The following is an 18,276-nucleotide window of genomic DNA, read 5'->3' on the forward strand; positions in this document are numbered from 1 at the left end:
GTTCGATATGTTGCGCGCCTAGTTGGCCGTGACCCGCCCGGTTCGCGCGAGCTTCCCCCAGCCGACCAGCGGCCCCCGCAGCGCCTGTGCGATCGCCTTCAGCACGACATAGTACATCACCTGGCGATAACCGATCCGCTGCGGGATCAGCAGCCACAGCAGCCGCCAGCGTTCCTTGCGCTCCAGCGCGAATGCGATGGTCGCGGCGAGCAGGTCGATCGCCGTGAAGATGAGCCAATAGGCCAGCATCGTATAGACGTCGTGGCTGGTCTGCTCCCAGCCATGCGCCTGCACCGCGACATAGGTCGAGGCGAAACTGACCAGCAGCGCGAGGTCGATAATCGGCGAGATCGAGGCGAGGATGATCTGGAACACGATCGCCTGCGGCAACCCGACCCAGCCGAGCCCGCGCGGCTGTGACCGACCGATCGCCGAGCGATGCTTGTATAGGCATTGCAACGTCCCGAACGCCCAGCGAAACCGCTGCTTGGCGAGCGCACGCATTGTCTCGGGTGCTTCGGTCCAGGCGATTGCGAACTGGTCGTATTGCACCGTCCAGCCATGCCGCTGGATTGCGATCGTGAGGTCCTGATCCTCGGCAAGCGTATCGTCGGGATAGCCGCCCACGCTGCGGATCGCCGCCAGCCGCCACGCGCCGACCGCGCCCGGAACAACCGTCATCGCGTTCAGCCGCGCGAGCGCACGCCGTTCGAGGTTCTGCGCGGTGATATATTCGAGCGCCTGCCATTTGGTGATCAGGTTGACGCGGTTGCCGACCTTGGCATTGCCGGCGACCGCACCCAGTTTCGGATCGTCGAACCAGCGGGCCAGACGCGCGATGGTCATCGGCTCGAACTGGGTATCGGCATCGAGCGCGATTACGATCTCGCCGCGCGCCAGTTCGAGGCCGCGGTTGAGCGCGCGAGCCTTGCCGCCATTCTCCAGCGTCAACAAGCGGACACGATCGTCGTCCGCGAACGCCTCGGACACGACGCGGCTGGTGCCGTCGCTCGATCCGTCGTCGATCACGATCACCTCGATCGCGACCTCCGCGGACGCGAGCACGCCTTGTACCGCGCGGACGATCACGCGTTCTTCGTTGAACGCCGGGATCATCACCGTCACGAACCGTGACGGATCGATCGCCGGGAACACCGTCTTCAGTTCGCGCCGGGCCTGGATCAGCGCGAGCGCCGACAAGGCCAAGGCGCGGATGATGCCGATCGTGATCGCGATGCCGAAGATCCAGCGCAGCGCGACGACGATCCCGCCGAGCGCGCTGAACAGGGCAAGATCGGCGACGGCTGCGACGCGATCGCTCGACGAGATCACCGGCATTGCCGCATTGCGCGACAGGCCTGCGAGCGTCGAGACGGGCACGAAGCTGTAGCCCATCGCACGCAGTCGCTCGATGATGATCGGCAACGCGGCGACCGTTTGCGCACGATTGCCGCCGGCGTCGTGGAGCAGGATGACGTTGCCGCTGCGCTCCGGGTTGCCCGCCTCGACGCCCGCGATCGTGCGGTCGATGATCGCCTGCACGCCCGGCCGCTTCCAGTCGTCGGGGTCGACGTGGAGGCCGACCGAGATGTAGCCGCGCTGCTGCGCTTCGAGCGCCGGGACAATCTCGTCCGCGGTGCTCGGCTCGGCGTCGCCGAAATAGGGCGCGCGGAACAGTCGGAGCGAGCGGCCGGTAAACGCCTGGAATAGACGCTGCGTGGTGTTCAGCTCGTACTTCACCTGCCGCTGAGAGACGTTGGCGAGGTTGGGATGCGTATAGGTGTGGCTGCCGATCTCATGGCCTTCGCGGACCATCCGCTCGAGCAGCAGCCGCTCGGTCAGCGCATTCTCGCCGATCACGAAGAACGTCGCGGGCGCATGTTCGCGCTTGAGGATGTCGAGGATCTGCGGCGTCCATTCGGGATCGGGCCCGTCGTCGAAGGTCAGCGCGAGCTGTTTCGGGCGATAGCCGGTTCGCACCACGACATAGGGTGATGGCATCCGCGTGAAGTTAACGTCAGCGATCGTCCCGTCCTTCGCCGGCACGGCGTCGCGGATGCCGGTCACGGGCTCGGCGGCGATCTTCAAGATCTCGCCGCTACCCTCGATATCGACATTGGTGCCCGCCGGCATCGCGTCGATCGCATCGGGGACCGGCAGCTTCCGGTGATCGCGACCCCAGATCAACCAGAGCCCCGGGTCCTCGGAGCCGAGCCGCCACAGCGCGACGCTGCCCAGGCCGGCCTTCTGCAGGAAGGCGATCTGGTTGTACGCCGACGCCGCATCGAGCAGCCAGACCTGGTGCTGCACGCCGCCTTCCGAGTAAGCGAAGCTGCTGTTGCCGCTAGCCTTGTCGAAGGTCGGCATCGTGCCGGAGTCCGCGGCGTTCTGCCACGCCTCCTCGACGTCGAGCGCATCGCCGTTGCCGCTGTCTGCGCCGGCGTGCCAGTCATAAGCGTAGGAGCCGATCGCGACGACGAGCTTGGCTGGCGGGATGCCGCGCGCGGCATCGGCGACCATGCGCGCGAACCAACGCTGCGACGCAATCGGACCCGCTGCGCCGCTCGTCTCGTGCTCGTCATACGCCATCAGAAAGATCTTGTCGGTCACCTTGCCATAGGCAGGCAGGTTCCAGTCGGGGTTCGCCACTGGCGCGGCGATCGCGACGACCCAGCCGCGTGGCGCGAACCGCGCGCGTGTCTCGGCGAGGAAGGCGCGGTAATTGGGTTGTGCCGACGCGGGCAGGTCCTCGAAATCGTAGAACACGCCTCCGGCACGGTTCGCGCTGAGGAACGGGACGAGCTTGTCGAGGAACGCCGCGCGCGCCTTTGGATCGGCGAACAGCGCCGCGCTTCCGGTACCGTCCCAATTCCCGTCGACCGCGTTCTGCACCATCGGCAGGATCATCGGACGGTGGACCGCTTTGTTGAGGATATCCCGGCCGGCCTGGTCGCGGAACACCGTGATCCGGTGATCCTTGCCGGTGATGGAGACCCAGCCGGGAATCAGCCAGTCGAGCTGCTCGACGTGCCGCGCAAGACTGGCCGTACTCGCCTCGTCCCATGGCGCGTGGAAGGCGATCGCGAGCTGCGGGTTGGCGCCGTTGCCGACGCCCGGCTTGGCCGCGCTCGTCCCGAACAGCTGCTTGGCGTAGTAATTCAGGTCGCGCCGGGTCTCGCGAAGGATGCCACCGCGCGGTGCCGGCAGCTTGTGGAGCGCTGGGTGCTCGGGCTCGATCGGCAGCAGCGGCGCGGTCGGCACTGCGCCGATCGAGACGGCAAACACCGCGATCGACAGCAGCAGCAGGGCAATGAAGGCGGCCACGCCAAAGGCGAACCGCCGACGTCGGCGGCCGCTGGCATCATAGAATATGGGATTGAGCGACATGGAGCGAGTATCAACCGGCCGAAGGAAAACGGCAACTCGCCGCAACATTGCGCTACAATGTCGTTCGCACGCGCGCTGCTGAATAATGCGTCACGCGTAGTTTAGAGACGGATGTCGAGCCCGCTCCATCCCCTCCTGCATGCAGGAAGGGGACCGAGGCGTGGGCCCGGCTTGAACGAACGCCGCCGCCGGGGATAGCGCGAGCTTACCCCCGCCCCCCCGCATGCGGGGGGGGAGACGTCAGATCAGCGGAACTTGCCGCTGAGCGACACGCCGATGATGCGCGGTTCGTTAAACACCGCCGCCATGTAGTTCTCGATCACGCCCTTCAGGTTCTTCTCGCCGGTGATGTTGCGCGCGAACACGGCCAGCTCATAGGCATCGTCCGGCGCCGCGTAGCCGATCTTCAGACCACCCTCGAAGTTGCCGTTCGCGGTAAATTCCTTGGTCTTGTAGAGCACGAACTGCGTATAGCCCTGGATATTGAAGTCGCCCGCGATGAACGCGCGACCGCCATTGCCCAGCGGCTGGTCATAGCGCGCATTCAGGTCGACATTGTATTCCGGCGCGTTCGGCAGCGGGTTGCCGTCGATCTGCGCGAACGTGTTGGCGCCCACCTTGATTGTTGGATCCTGGACGGTGCAGACTACGATATTGTTCAGAATGCAGACCTGCGCATAGACGTTCTTGTCGCGGATCTTGCTGTGCAACAGGCTGAGGCCTGCGCCCAGCGTCAGGTTCGGCACCGGCTTCCAGTTCGCCTCGGCCTCCATGCCGTACGCATCCGCCTTGTCCGCGTTGAACAGCACGCCGTTGCCGTTTACGTCGTTGCCGTTAAGCTGGATGTCCTTGACGCGGTAGGCGAAGACCGTCGCGTTCAGGCTGAGCGTGTTGTTCAGCAGGCGGCTCTTGACGCCACCCTCCCAAGACAGGATCGTTTCCGACTTGGCGGTGGTGAAGTCCGAATTGAACACCGCCGACCGGCCCTGGATCGTCGGCCCACGGAAACCTTCGGCGACGCGCGTGTACAGGCTGACGTCCGGGCTCGCCTGATACAACAGGCTCGCATCCCAGCTTGGCTTGGTCGCCTTCAGGGTCACGTCGGTGCGGCCCTTATAAGTGACGCCGTTGGTCACCGTGTTCGCCGTCTTGAGCAGTTCCGTGCGCTTCTTGTCCTCGGTGATCCGTCCACCAGCACTGATCGTCAGCTTCGGCGCGATCTCGTAGCTGACCTGGCCGAAGCCTGCCCAAGACGTATTGACGTCATGCAGGCGCACCCAGTTGTTCGGGTTCGGCTGCGTGCCGTTCAGGTCGGGCGCCGTTAGGAAAAATGCGCGCTGATAGAAGTCGGTGATATCGCGGCTGTCGAAATACAGCCCACCGATCTGCCAGTTGAAGCGTCCACCCGGCGTTCCGGCCAACCGTACCTCCTGCGACCATTGATCGAGGTCGCGGATCTGCCCCTGGCTCTGGCCGTAGGATGGACGACCCGCGAAATTGACCGCCGCACCGCCATCGGTGTCGCCGCGGCTGAAGCCCGAAGTCGTCTCGTATGCAGTGATCGAGGTCAGCGCGGCCGGACCGAAGTCGTAGGTCGCGCGCGCCGAGCCGCCATAGGTGTTGTAGCTCTGCGGGTTGTCGTTCGCTTCGTCGTATGAAACCGTATTGCGCGGCTCGGCCGACACGTCGTTCGAGCCCTTCTTGAGCGCGCCACGGTGAAACAGCGTCGAGGTGCCGTCATACCAGCGCGCGTGGCCCGACAGGTCGAGCGTAAAGCGCTCGCCAGGAGTCAGCGCTAGCTGAACGCGGACGTTGCGATCGTCGAAACCACCCATCGCGTCCTTGCGCGGCGTCGCGGTGTTGTCGAGGCTGGTGCCTGCGAAGACGTTGTCGACATAGTTCTCGCGGTGCTGGATCAGCGTCGACAGGCGGATGGACAGCAGATCCTTGATCAGCGGGCCACCGACACCGGCGTCCAGGCTGACGCTGTTGTACGAGCCGACCGAGGCCGAGGCACGGCTCTCGAAATCGTTGGTCGGCTTGTTCGTATCGAACTTGATGATGCCGGCGGTGGTGTTGCGCCCGAACAGCGAGCCCTGCGGCCCGCGCAGCACTTCTACCTGCCGGACGTCGAACACCGGGTTCGACTTCAGCACGACATGCTCGAGGATCACGTCGTCCTGGATGACCGTGACCGGCTGCGAGGCGCCGAGATAGAAATCGATGTTGCCGAGACCGCGGATGTAGAAGCGCGGGAAGATGCGGCCGGTCGTCGATTCGACGTACAGGCCGGGGACACGACCCGACAGCGCGAGCAGCGTGTCGTCACCGCCGGCGGTGTAGGCGCGCAGGGCGTCGCCCGACGCGACGCCGACCGACAGCGGCACTTTCTGGAGGTTCTCGGAGCGACGCTCGGCAGTCACCACGATCTCGCCGAGCCCTTCCTCGGGTGCGGCCTGCTCCTGAACGGGGGCTGCCTGCGCGAACGCGGCGGATGCACCCACAACCGAACCAAACGCGACGCCGAGCATCAGCGCCGACTTAACGACCGAAATCTTCACGATGATATTCCCCAATCGTGCGGCGCCGTCCCTGACGACCGGCCGCACATCCCAATATGCAACGCCGCAGCGTGTCCTCGACCGCCCTCCCCGGACGGCACGACGACGCCTCGCGACGCTCACTCCCCGGGCCGGCGATTAGGCGGGGATTGTGTTGGTATGATGACAGTTGGTGACGAAGATCACGGGTAGTCGCGACGTGCATGCACGACGTTGACGATCTCGATCGTGTCCGGCGCAATCCGATAAATCATGAGATAATTGGAATGCACGACGGCTTCGCGCGTGCCATCAGCCCTGCCTGGGCGGTACATGGAGGGATGGTCGACGAGACGGGTGGCGCAGGCGTCGATCGATATCGATAGGCGCAATGCCGCGTCCCTATTATGGGTCGCGATATAGTCCAGAATCGTAATGGCATCCTCGATCGCTTCAGGGCGCCAGAGCAGCTTCAGCGATCTCCGCCTGATCGATCGATCGCCGCCAGAGCGGCTTTCATGGCAGCCACCGCCTCCTCATGCGCGATCGATGGGCGAGGGTCCGCCAAGGATCGCGCGACCTTTTCGCGTAGCCAGCGATCATAGGCTTGTGCCGAGATAGCGGGTTCCGACTCCGAAGGTTTGGACGAGACTTGCGCCATAAGCCGAGCTTAGGCCTGTCGCCACGGATTGCAACGCGGAGGCGCCGCGGCAAAGCCGCGTCGTTGGACGACACGACCGAGTACGAGCTCGGTCGGTCGCCGCCCGGCTAGACGCTTATCGTCGTCCAATCAGAGCTTTGCCTCAGGCGTCGTCGCCCATGCGCAGCGCGGCGATGAACGCCTCCTGCGGGATGCTGACCGAGCCGTATTCGCGCATCTTGAGCTTCCCCTTCTTCTGCTTTTCGAGGAGCTTCTTCTTGCGGCTCGCGTCGCCGCCATAGCATTTGGCGGTCACGTCCTTGCGCATCGCGCTGATCGTCTCGCGCGCGATCACCTTGCCGCCGATCGCCGCCTGGATCGGGATCTTGAACAGATGGCGGGGGATCAGTTCCTTCAGTCGCTCGACCATGCCGCGTCCGCGCACTTCGGCGGTGCCGCGGTGGACGATCATGCTGAGCGCGTCGACCGGCTCTTCGTTGACCAGGATACCCATCTTGACGAGGTCACCCTCGCGGTAGCCGATCTGGTGATAATCGAAGCTGGCATAGCCCTTGGACATCGACTTCAGCCGGTCGTAGAAATCGAACACGACCTCGTTGAGCGGCAGTTCATACGTCGCCTGCGCGCGGCCGCCGACATAGGTCAGGTTCTTCTGGATGCCGCGACGATCCTGGCAGAGCTTCAGGACACTCCCGAGATATTCGTCGGGAACATAGATCGTCGCCTCGATCCACGGCTCGCTGATCGTCGCGATCTTGTTCGGCTCGGGCATGTCGGCGGGGTTGTGCAGCTCGATATGCGTCGTGCCCGCAGGATCGGGGTGGGTCAGCTCGATCTCGTACACCACCGACGGCGCGGTCGTGATCAGGTCGAGGTCGTACTCGCGCGTCAGTCGCTCCTGGATGATCTCCAGATGCAGCAGCCCGAGGAACCCGCAGCGGAAGCCGAAGCCCAAAGCCGCCGACGTCTCCATCTCGAACGAGAAGCTCGCATCGTTCAGCCGCAGCTTGCTGATGCTCTCGCGCAGCTTCTCGAACTCGGCGGCATCGACCGGGAACATCCCGCAGAACACCACCGGCTGGACTTCCTTGAAGCCCGCCAGAGCCTCGAGCGCAGGCCGCTTCGCATCGGTAATCGTGTCGCCGACACGAGTCTGCGCGACCTCTTTGATCTGCGCGGTGATGAAGCCCATTTCGCCCGTGCCGAGTTCGGTCAGCTGCTCGATCTTGGGGCGGAAACACCCGACCCGGTCGACCAGATGCATCGTGCCGGTCTGCATGAACTTGATCTGCTGGCCCGTCTTCAGGACGCCGTCGATCACGCGGACGAGGATGACGACGCCGAGATACGGATCGTACCAGCTGTCGACCAGCATCGCCTTCAGCGGCGCCTCGGGGTCGCCGCTGGGCGGCGGGATCTTGGTGACGATCGCCTCGAGGATGTCCTCGATGCCGATCCCCGACTTTGCCGACGCAAGCACCGCGCCGGACGCGTCGATGCCGATCACGTCCTCGATTTCCTTGCGGACCTTCTCGGGCTCGGCGGCGGGGAGGTCGATCTTGTTGATGACCGGCACGATCTCATGATCATGCTCGATCGACTGGTAGACGTTGGCAAGCGTCTGCGCCTCGACGCCTTGCGCCGCGTCGACCACGAGCAGCGCGCCCTCGCATGCGGCGAGGCTGCGGCTCACTTCGTAGGCGAAGTCGACGTGGCCCGGCGTGTCCATCAGGTTGAGGACGTAATCGAGGCCGTCCTTGGCGTGGTACGCAAGACGCACGGTCTGCGCCTTGATCGTGATTCCGCGCTCCTTCTCGATGTCCATATTGTCGAGCACCTGCTCGGACATTTCGCGCGCGGTCAGGCCGCCGGTCTGCTGGATCAGCCGATCGGCGAGCGTCGACTTGCCATGGTCGATATGGGCGATGATGGAAAAATTGCGGATGCGGTCGAGCGGAGTCATGGCGCGCTCCTAGCAGCGACACTGCGCGGGGGATAGATCGCCACGACACGCAACATGCGGCACGCGATAATTGTCTTGCTCGCCACCGATGTCGCGGCTAGGGGGCTCACCGGCAATGTTGTCGGGGCGTGGCGCAGTCTGGTAGCGCACTGGTCTCGGGGTCCAGGGGTCGTAGGTTCGAATCCTATCGCCCCGACCATTGCCGATTTTACGGGGTGAGTTTGCCCCTTCCCCGAACCCAAACTCTCCTTACGATCACCTAGAGACGTCAGCGCCTACGGTCCGGCGGGTCGCCGGAACGACGCTCGACGGTCTAGAACGCGTTTGCGATCCGCTTGTGCAGCGTCCGAACCGGGCTTGCGATGACCGCGGGCCTGCCCTGCGCCTCGTCCATCAACGCCACGCGCCGATGCAGATCCATGCTGGCCCCGATCAGGTCGCGCGCTCGCGCAGGCAGCATCGCCAGCAAGGCAGCGTCGGTCGTCGGCGCATCGCCCAGCCGTCGCTCGGGGTCGAGCGCATCGCGCGCGCGCAACTCGCCGGACTGAACCGCGCGCTGCGTGAGCAACCAGGCGATGACGTGCATCAACCGCGTCGTGACCTTCAGCGATTCACAGCTGAAGCTGACCCGGATCAGTGGATCGAGTGCCTCGCGTTCGACGCGGCCAGCCTCGTCGAAATAGGTTCGCGCCTCGTCGGCCAGCGCCATCGCTTCGGTGTACAGCGCGTCGATAAGCCGGCGCTGCATCTGCGATTCATATCCGGCGTGGGTCATCACGGCGGCAAATGACACACTGACCCAAGACCATCCAGAGTAGTTAACGCGTCGGTAACCATTACCTGTCCCAAAATGCGCCAGTACGTGCACATCCCAGTTCAGCGCGTTGCAATCAGGCGATAATATCCGGGATCAGCAGGTCTTCCAGCGACGCAATCTCGTCGCGCAGCCGCAATTTCCGCTTCTTGAGCCGCGCCATCTGTAACTGTTCAGGCGTCGAAGCCAGCGCCAGCGCAGCGATCGCGTCGTCGAGATCGCGATGCTCGATCCGCATCGAATCAAGTCGAACTCTGGTCTGCGCGTCGTCCACTGGTCCCCCGATCGCTACCGTCGTGTTTGGTGCCCTTAGCAAACGCAGCGCATCGCGCGAGCACGAAACCGCCCTTCCGTGTCGCGCCTGCGCCGAAAACGCCTGAGGCAAGCAACCGCGTTGCACCACGTACGGTTGCCGCTCGAACGGTCCGTCGCGCCAAATCGTTCGACCAATCGATTTGGTCCATTTCCGATGAAGACATTTCGATGACGGAGTGGTTTACTCCGCTCCCCAACCCGAATGCAGGAGGCAACCCACCATGCAGACGACTCATCAGACAGCCCTGGAAACCAAGCATGCCGTGCTGGATCAGCGGATCGCCGACGAAACGCATCGTCCGCTCCCCGACGCGAACCTGCTGGCGAGCCTGAAGAAGCAGAAGCTGCGACTGAAGGAAGAGATCGTCAGCCTGTAACGGTCGCGATACCGCTCCCCCGTCGATCCGCACGGGTCGATCCGGGGAGCGACATGCCGATGCTATCGCGGCTTAGGATTGCGTAAGGCGTACGTGCTGTCCGACGCCTTCGCGATATGGACCGGCGCCAGGGATTTGGCCCCGCTCGACGGTTTACGGACCAGCAGCGGGTCTACCGGCGAATCGAGCGATATGCCCATCCGCCCCTCGGTGCACCATGCGACAGTACCGGCGACGTCGCCAATCCCGCGCAACGTCACCGTGACCGGCGTCCCGACGTCGACGACCTTGGCGAGTTCGGCCATCAGTCCTGTCTCGGACAGGTTACGGACCCTGGCCTCGCGTACAATATCCTCGGTCCCGATCCGCACCTGCGCGACCAGCAACAGGCTGTCGCGCTCGCGCTGTCGCCGGTTCTCGTTACCGCCGGCCGACACGGTGTCCACGCTCATGCCGCGACCGATTTTACCATGATCGAACACAGCATGCCTTCTCTTCCCCGTCAGTGGGCCCGATCAATCCTCGCGCGACACCTTCTCGTTACGCTCGTGCCGTTCCTGCGCCTCGACCGTCATCGTCGCGATCGGACGCGCCTCGAGCCGCGCTAGGCTGATAGGCTCGCCGGTGACTTCGCAATAGCCGTATTCCCCTTCGTCGATCCGGCGAATCGCCGCCTCGATCTTGGAAACGAGTTTGCGTTGACGGTCCCGCGTCCGCAGTTCGATCGACCAATCGGTCTCGCTTGATGCGCGATCGGTGAGATCGGCCTCGCGCAAGGAATCGACCTGCAACTGGGAAAGCGTTTCCTGCGACTCCCGAAGGATCGACTCCTTCCACTCCTGAAGCTTGCGGCGGAAATAGGCCTGTTGCTTCAAGCTCATGAACGGCTCGTCCGCGTCTGGACGATAGCCCTCTTCGCCGCTGTCGTTGGCGGCATCTCGACTGGATTTCCCGGTATCGTCCACACGATTCATTACGGTCGCCATACCACTCTCCCTCTGGCCCCGTCGTATCAGCCTCGCTGATTTCCAGGGACCGCCCCCAAATGGTGAAAGCGCCTATAGTCTCACGCGCTGGGGACCACAAGCGACAGGACTTGCGCATTCTGCCGGCGAACCGACATTTTATTGCGGCCGCGGCGGTATCAATTTCACGCGGGTTGTCGGATCATGCGTGTCGCGGCGGTGGCCCCGGCCCGCGGGCCTGTGTCCCACCCCGGCACGTTAAGCATGAGGGACGCATTCAACGCTAAGTTAACCCTCGTTTAACCAACGTGAATGTGGTTAAGCTACTTGTGCTTAACACTTTGTCTTGCAGTTAGTCGGATAGCAGATTCGAATACTGCGGATGGGGATCCGGCAACACAAGGGTGCCGGCAACAAGAGAGTGACGATATGTCGGTGAGGATGGCCCTGGCGAAATTGTGCGCGTGTGCGTGTGGTGGCGCCCTGATCGGCGGCGGTGCCGTGCATATCGCCGAGCGCCCGCAGCGAACCGCGAATACGAAGCGCGTCCTGGTCAAGCGAGTCGCGCGACCCCAGGTCGCTGCCGTGACTCGACCGCGCGTGCGCCGCGTCGTCACCACGACTCGCCAGACGTGCGCGCCCACGGTGGTGACGGTCGCGAACGCAGCGCCGGTGCCGGTGCCGGTGGGCGATGGCTATATCGGTGGCGGCGGCGCGGGCCCTGCACCGGTCGCTGTCGGCGGCAGCGGCGGGTTCTTCGGTGCGCCTGGCGGCCTTGGCGGCGGTTTCGGTGGTGGCTTTGGCGGCGGCTTCGGGGGAAGCGGCGGCTCGGGCGGGAGCATCGTGATCTCATCGACGTCGAGCGGCGGGTCGACCTCCACCGGCGGATCCTCGACGAGCAGCGGCGGATCGTCGACCAGCACGGGCGGCGCGACGATTTCCAGCACATCGTCGACCGGCGGATCGAGCGGCAACGTGTCGTCGGCGTCGGGCGGATCGAGCGGCGACGTCTCGTCCTCGACCAGCAGCGCATCGTCGGCGTCGTCGGCATCCTCCGCGTCCTCGGCCAGCAGCGGCAGTTCGTCGGGGTATGGATCGAGCAGCAAGGGGTGGGGATCGAGCGGCGGCTGGAACTCGACCGGTGGCTGGAGTTCGAACGGATCGTCGGGCAGCTCCGCGTCGTCGGGAAGCAGCGGCTCGACCGGGAGCGGTTCGAGCGCAAGCAGTGCCAGCAGCGCGTCGAGTGCGAGCAGCGCCAGCTCGGGCGGCAGCACGGGGTCCAGTGGCGGCGCACCTGCGCCCGTTCCCGCACCCCCGATGGTGTTGCTGTTCGGTGCGGCAGCGGCGGCGCTGGTCGCACGCAAGCGTTTCGCCAAGCATAAGGCGGTCGCCGCTTAAAGGCCGGGTTACCGCATAGAAAAGGCCCCGCCGGACATGCGCCGACGGGGCCTTTCTCGTATCTGTAGTTCAGGCGTTCTGGAGCGCCTTCTCGATGTCCTTAATCGGATGCCCGGTCAGGTCCTTGTCGAGCTCGCCCTTGAGACGGCTGCTGACTTCCTTGTGGTAATGCTTGCGCAGTTCGCCGAGCGTCTTCGGCGGCGCGACGATGATCAGCGAGTCGTAGGCGTTCTTCAGCGCACCGGTCTTCAGGAAGTCGGCGGCGTCAGCGGCGAAGCGATCTTCCTCGATCTGGTGGAAATCGGTCGGTTCCACCGAACTCTGCACGCCGCCCTGCGGCGACGAGGCGCGGCCTGCGGAGTCGGTCGCCTGATCGCGCGTGGCGGGGTTGTCCTGCTCCTGCGCCTTTTCGACCACGAGATTGGGGAACTCGTTGTCGCCCTCGTTGCGCAGGAACAGCATTTTCCGGCCGTCCGCGACGAGCACGACGGAGTTGTGGGGAAGATGCATGCGGGTTTCTCCTTTTCGCTATGCGTATGGTGGATGAACGCGCCGCGCCGCGCGGAGGTTGCGCCACGCTTCTGATCCTACCCCGCCAGGGGGAGGTGGCTGGCTCTTGCCAGACGGAGGGGGCGGTAAATGACAACCGGTGTTCCGTGCCCTCCCCCTCCGTCGCCTTCGGCGCCACCTCCCCCTGGCGGGGGAGGATTGCGAGGGTGCACGCCGCCTTGCGTACGCGTGCCCGCCTCGCCATAGCCCGGCCATGCACGACATACGCCTGATCCGCGACGATCCCGCCGCTTTCGACGCCGCCCTCGCCAAGCGGGGTGTGGCACCGCAGTCCGCATCGTTGGTGACGCTCGATGAGCAGCGCCGCGCGACGATCGCGGAGTCGCAGACCGCACAGACGCGGCGCAACGAACTGTCGAAGGCGATCGGCCAGGCCAAGGCTCAGAAGGACGAGGCCAAGGCGCAGGCGCTGATGGCCGAGGTCGCCAGCCTGAAGGACGCGCTGCCTGCACTGGAAGCGGAAGAAGCGCGGCTGGGTGGCGAACTCCAGGCCATGCTCGCCGCGATCCCGAACCTTCCCGCGAACGACGTGCCGCAAGGGGGCGGCGAGGACGACAACGCACTGGTCCACACCCGCGGCACCCCCAAGACCTACGCCTTCGCCGCACGGGAGCACGACGCGATCGGCCCTGCCCTCGGTCTCGATTTCGAAACCGGCGCAACGATGTCGGGCGCGCGCTTCACGCTGGTCCGCGGTGCTGCCGCCAAGTTGCAGCGGGCCCTCGGGCAGTTCATGCTCGATCATGTCGCGGACGCCGGGTTCGAACAAGTCTCGCCGCCGCTGCTCGTCCGCGACGAAGCGGTGTTCGGCACCGGCCAGCTGCCCAAGTTCTCCGAGGACCTGTTCCGTACCACCGATGGTCGCTGGCTCATTCCCACGGCGGAGGTCAGCCTCACCAACATCGTCCGCGAACAGATATTGAGCGAGGGCGAACTGCCGCTGCGCTTCACCGCGCTGACGCCGTGCTTCCGCTCCGAGGCAGGCGCGGCGGGGCGCGATACACGCGGCTATATCCGCCAGCATCAGTTCGACAAGGTCGAGATGGTCTCGATCGTCACCCCCGACATGTCCGAGGCCGAGCATGAGCGGATGACCGCGTGCGCGGAAGGCGTGCTCGATGCGTTGCAGCTGCCGTTCAGGCGGATGCTCCTATGCACCGGCGATATGGGCTTCACCGCAGCACGCACCTATGATCTCGAAGTCTGGCTGCCGGGCCAGGCGCGCTATCGCGAGATCAGCAGCGTCTCGACCTGCACCGATTTCCAGGCGCGGCGGATGAACGCGCGCTATCGGCCCGAAGGCGAGAAGGGCACGCGGTTCGTCCACACGCTCAACGGTTCGGCACTCGCGGTCGGCCGCACGCTGGTCGCGGTGCTGGAGAATTACCAGCAGGAGGACGGTTCGGTCGCGGTGCCGGCGGTGCTGCAGCCGTATCTCGGCGGACTGATCCTGTTGGAGCCGAAGCGCTGATGCGGATCCTGCTGACCAACGACGACGGCTATCATGCGCCCGGGCTCAAGGTGCTGGAGACGATCGCCCGGACATTGTCGGACGATATCTGGGTGGTGGCGCCCGCCGACGAGCAATCGGGCGCCGGCCATTCGCTGACGCTGTCGCGACCGATCCGCGTGCGCAAGCACGGCGAGAAGCGCTATGCGGTCGCGGGTACGCCGACCGATGCGGTGATGATGGCGCTGGCCAAGATCATGAAGGACAGCCCGCCCGACCTGATCCTCTCGGGCGTCAACCGCGGCGCGAACCTGGCCGAGGACGTGACCTATTCGGGTACCGTCTCGGCGGCGATGGAGGGCGCGCTGGGCGGCATCCGGTCGATCGCGCTGAGCCAGATCTACAGCCGCGAAGGCATGGGCGACAGCGTGCCGTTCGAAGCCGCCGCGGCGTGGGGCGAACGCGTGCTGCGCCCGCTGGTCGACGCGCCGCTGGCGCCACGGACGCTGGTCAACGTGAACTTTCCTGCCGGCCCGGCCGATGCGGTCAAGGGTGTGCGCGTCGTCGGCCAGGGCTTGCGCGATTATGGCCGGTTGCAGATCGTCAGCAACACCGATCCGCGCGGCTATGAGTATCACTGGTTTGCGCTCGGCCGGACCGTCGAGACGCCCGCGCCTGCGACCGATCTCGAAGCGACCGCCGCCGGGTATGTGTCGGTAACGCCGCTGCACCTCGACCTGACGCATGTCGAGTCGATGGACATGCTCGCACAGGCCTATCGTTGATGCGGCGTGCGGGTGTCCTGGCTTCTCTGGCGACGCTCGCGCTGACCGCATGCATTCCGAAGGTCGATCACCCTGCGGGCTACGGTACCGCGTCGCAACGTCCCTACCGGGGTCCCACGCCCCGCCGCGACGATCCGCCCCGCGAGCGTGACGATACCCCGCGCGAGAATCGGCCGCGCGACGACAGGCTGCCGCAGGACATTCCCGGACGCGATACCGGCGAGGTCACCACCCTGCCCGCCCCGCGCCCCGCCTGGGAAGCACGGCCGGTCAGTGCAGATGCGAAGACTATTCCCGACACCACCTACGTCGTCCGGCCCGGCGATACACTGAGCCGCGTAGTCGATCGCAGCGGCGCCAGCCTAGAGACGATCGCGCGCGCGAACGACCTCGAATCGCCCTATGCTCTCCGCGCCGGCCAGCGTTTGCAGATCCCCGGCGGTCGCTATCATCAGGTGCGGCGCGGCGAGACCGGCATCGCGATCGCCCGCGCCTATGGTGTCGAATGGTCGCGAATCGTCGCCGCCAACGCGCTCGTCGAACCGTACGTGCTCCGCGCCGACCAGCGCATCCAGATCCCCGGCGAGGCGAACGGCGGCACGGCCAGCGCCTCGGAGCGCGCGCGGGCGTTCACGCTCGACATCGACGACATCCTGACGGGCGGCGAACCCGCACTCGCCAGCAACCAGGCGCCGGCAAGACCGATCGCGACGCCGCGGCGCGTGCTGCCGTCCAACGCCGTCGTCACCGCGCCCGCACGTCTGGCGAGCGGCGGATTCCTGTGGCCGGTCGACGGCAAGGTCGTGAAACGCTTCGGCCATGGTGCAAGCGGCGAGCGCAACGACGGCATCAAGATCGCCGTACCGGTGTCGACCCCGATCCATGCGGCGGCGGACGGCGTGGTCGCCTATGTCGGCGACGGCATCGCCGCGCTGGGCGGACTGGTGATCGTCAAGCACGGTGGCGGCTGGACGAGTGTGTACGGCCACGCGTCCAAGCTGCTGGTGCAGCGCGGCCAGAGCGTCAAGCGCGGCCAGACGATTGCGCTGTCGGGCGATACCGGGTTCGCGGATCGGCCGGAACTTCACTTCGAGCTGCGCAAGGGGCGGACGCCGGTGGACCCGTCGTCGCAACTGCCGCGGAGCTAAGCGGGGCGGAATTTGCTTCCGACGCACTTCGCCAAGGTCCGTCATCCTGACGGAAGTCAGGATCCAGGGTTACAGGCGCCGGCGTTGATGGCTCTGGATCCCGACTTTCGTCAGGATGACGGTTGGGATGCGATGACGGTTGGGATGCGATGACGGTTGGGATGCGATGACGGTTGGGCGTGACGATGACCGCGTAGCCGGGATGACGGACCGGGAGGCGCATGCTAGTCGCGCATCCATGACCTACCAGTCCGACCTGCTCACCACGCTGACCTCGCGCGGCTATGTCCACCAGATGACCGACGCGACCGCGCTCGACGCGCTTGCCGGCAAGCAGGTCGTGCCCGGCTATATCGGCTTCGACCCGACCGCACCGTCGCTCCACGTCGGCAGCCTCGTCCAGATCATGCTGCTGCGCCGGCTCCAGCAGACCGGGCACAAGCCGATCGTCCTGATGGGCGGCGGCACCGGCAAGATCGGCGATCCGAGCTTCAAGGACGAAGCACGCAAGCTGCTCGGCGAGGACGGGATCAAGGCCAACGTCGCCTCGATCCGGCGCATCTTCGAACGCTTCCTGACGTTTGCGCCTGAAGGTGAAGCGGGCGGCCCCACCGACGCGGTGATGCTCGACAACGCCGAGTGGCTCGATGCGCTCGAATACATCCCGTTCCTGCGCGACGTTGGCCAGCATTTCTCGGTCAACCGGATGCTCGCGTTCGACTCGGTCAAGCTTCGGCTCGACCGGGAACAGTCGCTGAGCTTCCTCGAATTCAACTACATGATCCTCCAGGCATACGACTTTCTCGAACTCTCGCGCCGCGCCGAGTGCCGGTTGCAAATGGGCGGATCGGACCAGTGGGGAAACATCGTCAACGGCATCGAGCTGTCGCGCCGGATGGACGGGACCGAAGTCTACGGCGTCACCACGCCGCTGATCACGACCGCGGACGGCGCCAAGATGGGCAAGACGATGTCGGGCGCGGTCTGGCTGCACGAGGACCAGTTGCCGCACTTCGACTATTGGCAGTTCTGGCGCAACACCGACGACCGCGACGTCGGCCGCTTCCTGAAGCTGTTCACCGACCTGCCGCTCGACGAGATCGCGCGCCTGGAAGCGCTCGAAGGCGCGGAGATCAACGCCGCCAAGATCGTCCTTGCCAACGAAGCGACCGCGATGTGCCGCGGACGTGAAGCCGCGGAGCAAGCCGCGGACACCGCGCGGAAGACGTTCGAGGAGGGCGCGTCAGGCGATTCGCTGCCGAGCTACACGGTCGCTGGTGGCTCGATCGGTATCGTCGAGGCTCTGGTCGGCCTGGGCTTCGTCGCCTCCAACGGCGAGGCCCGCCGGAAGATCGCCGAGGGTGCCGTGCGCGTCGATGGCGAGGCCGTCCGTGAGCCTGCCGCGAGCATCGACGTTGCGGCGCCCGTCCGGCTCAGTCTCGGCAAGAAACGACATGGGATGCTAACCCCCTCGTAATAGACGCATTCTCGTTTCAAAGAACGCCGCGTTAAGTATCACGGTTCGTAGCGGGTTCATGCCGCGCCGCGTACACGGGTGGGATGGTTATTCCAGGGGAACGATCGATGCCACGCTACGCAACGGCCGTTCGCGATGCGCGCGGCGAGCCGCGCGACGAAGTCCTGCATCGTACGCATGCGCTGGATGGCGACGGGCATCCGGTGAAGCTCGTGCTCGTCAACATGTCCGCCAACGGCCTCATGGCGCGGTGCGACGGCGATCCGGCCGCGGGTGAGCGATTGCGGATCCGCCTGCCGATCCTTGGCTATGTCGACGCGGTCGTCCGCTGGTCGCTCGGCGGGCGGATCGGCTGCGAACTCGAACGGACGATCCCGCTCGCCGACTATTACACGATGCTCACCGTGATGATGCGCAACAGCTGAC

17 protein-coding genes and 1 tRNA gene are annotated in these 18,276 nt (G+C 65.3%); 7 read left to right on the forward strand and 11 right to left on the reverse strand.

The features are described 5' to 3' along the window. Positions 1–18: 18 nt before the first annotated feature. From HMP09_RS04550 to lepA, 5 genes are all read right to left on the reverse strand, one after another. A complete protein-coding gene (locus HMP09_RS04550) occupies positions 19–3,387 on the reverse strand; it encodes a polysaccharide deacetylase family protein (protein WP_176499383.1) in 3,369 nt (1,122 codons plus the stop codon). 245 nt (positions 3,388–3,632) lie between these two features. Further along, positions 3,633–5,918, reverse strand: coding sequence for a TonB-dependent receptor domain-containing protein (locus HMP09_RS04555; protein WP_176501573.1), 2,286 nt, complete (start codon positions 5,916–5,918; stop codon positions 3,633–3,635). Positions 5,919–6,130: 212 nt separating this feature from the next. After that, complete coding sequence (locus HMP09_RS04560; protein WP_197942481.1) at positions 6,131–6,418, reverse strand: type II toxin-antitoxin system RelE/ParE family toxin; 288 nt, start codon at positions 6,416–6,418, stop codon at positions 6,131–6,133. Further along, the gene (gene relB, locus HMP09_RS18655) at positions 6,400–6,588 is read right to left on the reverse strand and encodes a type II toxin-antitoxin system RelB family antitoxin (protein ID WP_443026441.1); all 189 of its coding nucleotides are present in this window, start codon (positions 6,586–6,588) and stop codon (positions 6,400–6,402) included. The genes HMP09_RS04560 and relB overlap by 19 nt, the downstream gene beginning before the upstream one ends. A gap of 142 nt (positions 6,589–6,730) precedes the next feature. After that, positions 6,731–8,551 (reverse strand): translation elongation factor 4, encoded by a 1,821-nt coding sequence (lepA, locus tag HMP09_RS04565; RefSeq protein ID WP_176499384.1) that lies wholly within the window; start codon positions 8,549–8,551, stop codon positions 6,731–6,733. A gap of 122 nt (positions 8,552–8,673) precedes the next feature. On the opposite strand from lepA, the gene HMP09_RS04570 reads away from it, so the two are divergent. Further along, positions 8,674–8,750 (forward strand) — tRNA-Pro (locus HMP09_RS04570). 114 nt (positions 8,751–8,864) lie between these two features. Here the strand turns inward: HMP09_RS04570 and HMP09_RS04575 are convergent. Both HMP09_RS04575 and HMP09_RS04580 read right to left on the reverse strand, forming a co-directional pair. Further along, positions 8,865–9,299 carry a DUF1465 family protein gene (locus HMP09_RS04575; RefSeq protein WP_176499385.1) on the reverse strand — a complete coding sequence of 145 codons (435 nt, stop codon included), beginning with the start codon at positions 9,297–9,299 and terminating at the stop codon, positions 8,865–8,867. Between the two features lie 142 nt (positions 9,300–9,441). After that, on the reverse strand, positions 9,442–9,603 hold the full coding sequence (locus HMP09_RS04580; RefSeq protein WP_176501575.1) for a DUF465 domain-containing protein: 162 nt from the start codon (positions 9,601–9,603) through the stop codon (positions 9,442–9,444). A gap of 298 nt (positions 9,604–9,901) precedes the next feature. Here HMP09_RS04580 and HMP09_RS04585 point away from each other — a divergent pair, with 298 nt between their 5' ends. Then, positions 9,902–10,057 (forward strand): YdcH family protein, encoded by a 156-nt coding sequence (locus tag HMP09_RS04585; protein ID WP_176499386.1) that lies wholly within the window; start codon positions 9,902–9,904, stop codon positions 10,055–10,057. A 62-nt stretch (positions 10,058–10,119) separates the two neighbouring features. Here HMP09_RS04585 and HMP09_RS04590 read toward each other — a convergent pair whose 3' ends face one another. From HMP09_RS04590 to HMP09_RS04605, 4 genes are all read right to left on the reverse strand, one after another. Next, on the reverse strand, positions 10,120–10,509 hold the full coding sequence (locus tag HMP09_RS04590) for a PilZ domain-containing protein (protein WP_176499387.1): 390 nt from the start codon (positions 10,507–10,509) through the stop codon (positions 10,120–10,122). 63 nt (positions 10,510–10,572) lie between these two features. Then, on the reverse strand, positions 10,573–11,043 hold the full coding sequence (dksA, locus tag HMP09_RS04595) for an RNA polymerase-binding protein DksA (RefSeq protein ID WP_176499388.1): 471 nt from the start codon (positions 11,041–11,043) through the stop codon (positions 10,573–10,575). Positions 11,044–11,717: 674 nt separating this feature from the next. Further along, positions 11,718–12,398: a hypothetical protein gene (locus HMP09_RS04600; protein ID WP_176499389.1), complete on the reverse strand. Its 681-nt coding sequence runs from the start codon at positions 12,396–12,398 to the stop codon at positions 11,718–11,720. Positions 12,399–12,489: 91 nt separating this feature from the next. Then, a complete protein-coding gene (locus HMP09_RS04605; protein ID WP_176499390.1) occupies positions 12,490–12,930 on the reverse strand; it encodes a host attachment family protein in 441 nt (146 codons plus the stop codon). A 253-nt stretch (positions 12,931–13,183) separates the two neighbouring features. Here HMP09_RS04605 and serS point away from each other — a divergent pair, with 253 nt between their 5' ends. The 5 genes from serS (at position 13,184) to HMP09_RS04630 (ending at position 18,275) form a co-directional block, all read left to right on the forward strand. Continuing rightward, the gene (gene serS / locus HMP09_RS04610) at positions 13,184–14,461 is read left to right on the forward strand and encodes a serine--tRNA ligase (protein WP_176499391.1); all 1,278 of its coding nucleotides are present in this window, start codon (positions 13,184–13,186) and stop codon (positions 14,459–14,461) included. Then, positions 14,461–15,225 carry a 5'/3'-nucleotidase SurE gene (gene surE / locus HMP09_RS04615; RefSeq protein ID WP_176499392.1) on the forward strand — a complete coding sequence of 255 codons (765 nt, stop codon included), beginning with the start codon at positions 14,461–14,463 and terminating at the stop codon, positions 15,223–15,225. Before serS ends, surE begins: the two co-directional genes overlap by 1 nt. After that, the gene (locus HMP09_RS04620; protein WP_176499393.1) at positions 15,225–16,373 is read left to right on the forward strand and encodes a M23 family metallopeptidase; all 1,149 of its coding nucleotides are present in this window, start codon (positions 15,225–15,227) and stop codon (positions 16,371–16,373) included. The genes surE and HMP09_RS04620 overlap by 1 nt, the downstream gene beginning before the upstream one ends. A gap of 238 nt (positions 16,374–16,611) precedes the next feature. Beyond that, positions 16,612–17,850 carry a tyrosine--tRNA ligase gene (gene tyrS / locus HMP09_RS04625; protein ID WP_176499394.1) on the forward strand — a complete coding sequence of 413 codons (1,239 nt, stop codon included), beginning with the start codon at positions 16,612–16,614 and terminating at the stop codon, positions 17,848–17,850. A 107-nt stretch (positions 17,851–17,957) separates the two neighbouring features. Then, the gene (locus HMP09_RS04630; RefSeq protein WP_176499395.1) at positions 17,958–18,275 is read left to right on the forward strand and encodes a PilZ domain-containing protein; all 318 of its coding nucleotides are present in this window, start codon (positions 17,958–17,960) and stop codon (positions 18,273–18,275) included. Position 18,276: the final 1 nt, after the last annotated feature.

It is taken from the genome of Sphingomonas sp. HMP9 (genome assembly GCF_013374115.1).
Taxonomy (GTDB): domain Bacteria; phylum Pseudomonadota; class Alphaproteobacteria; order Sphingomonadales; family Sphingomonadaceae; genus Sphingomonas.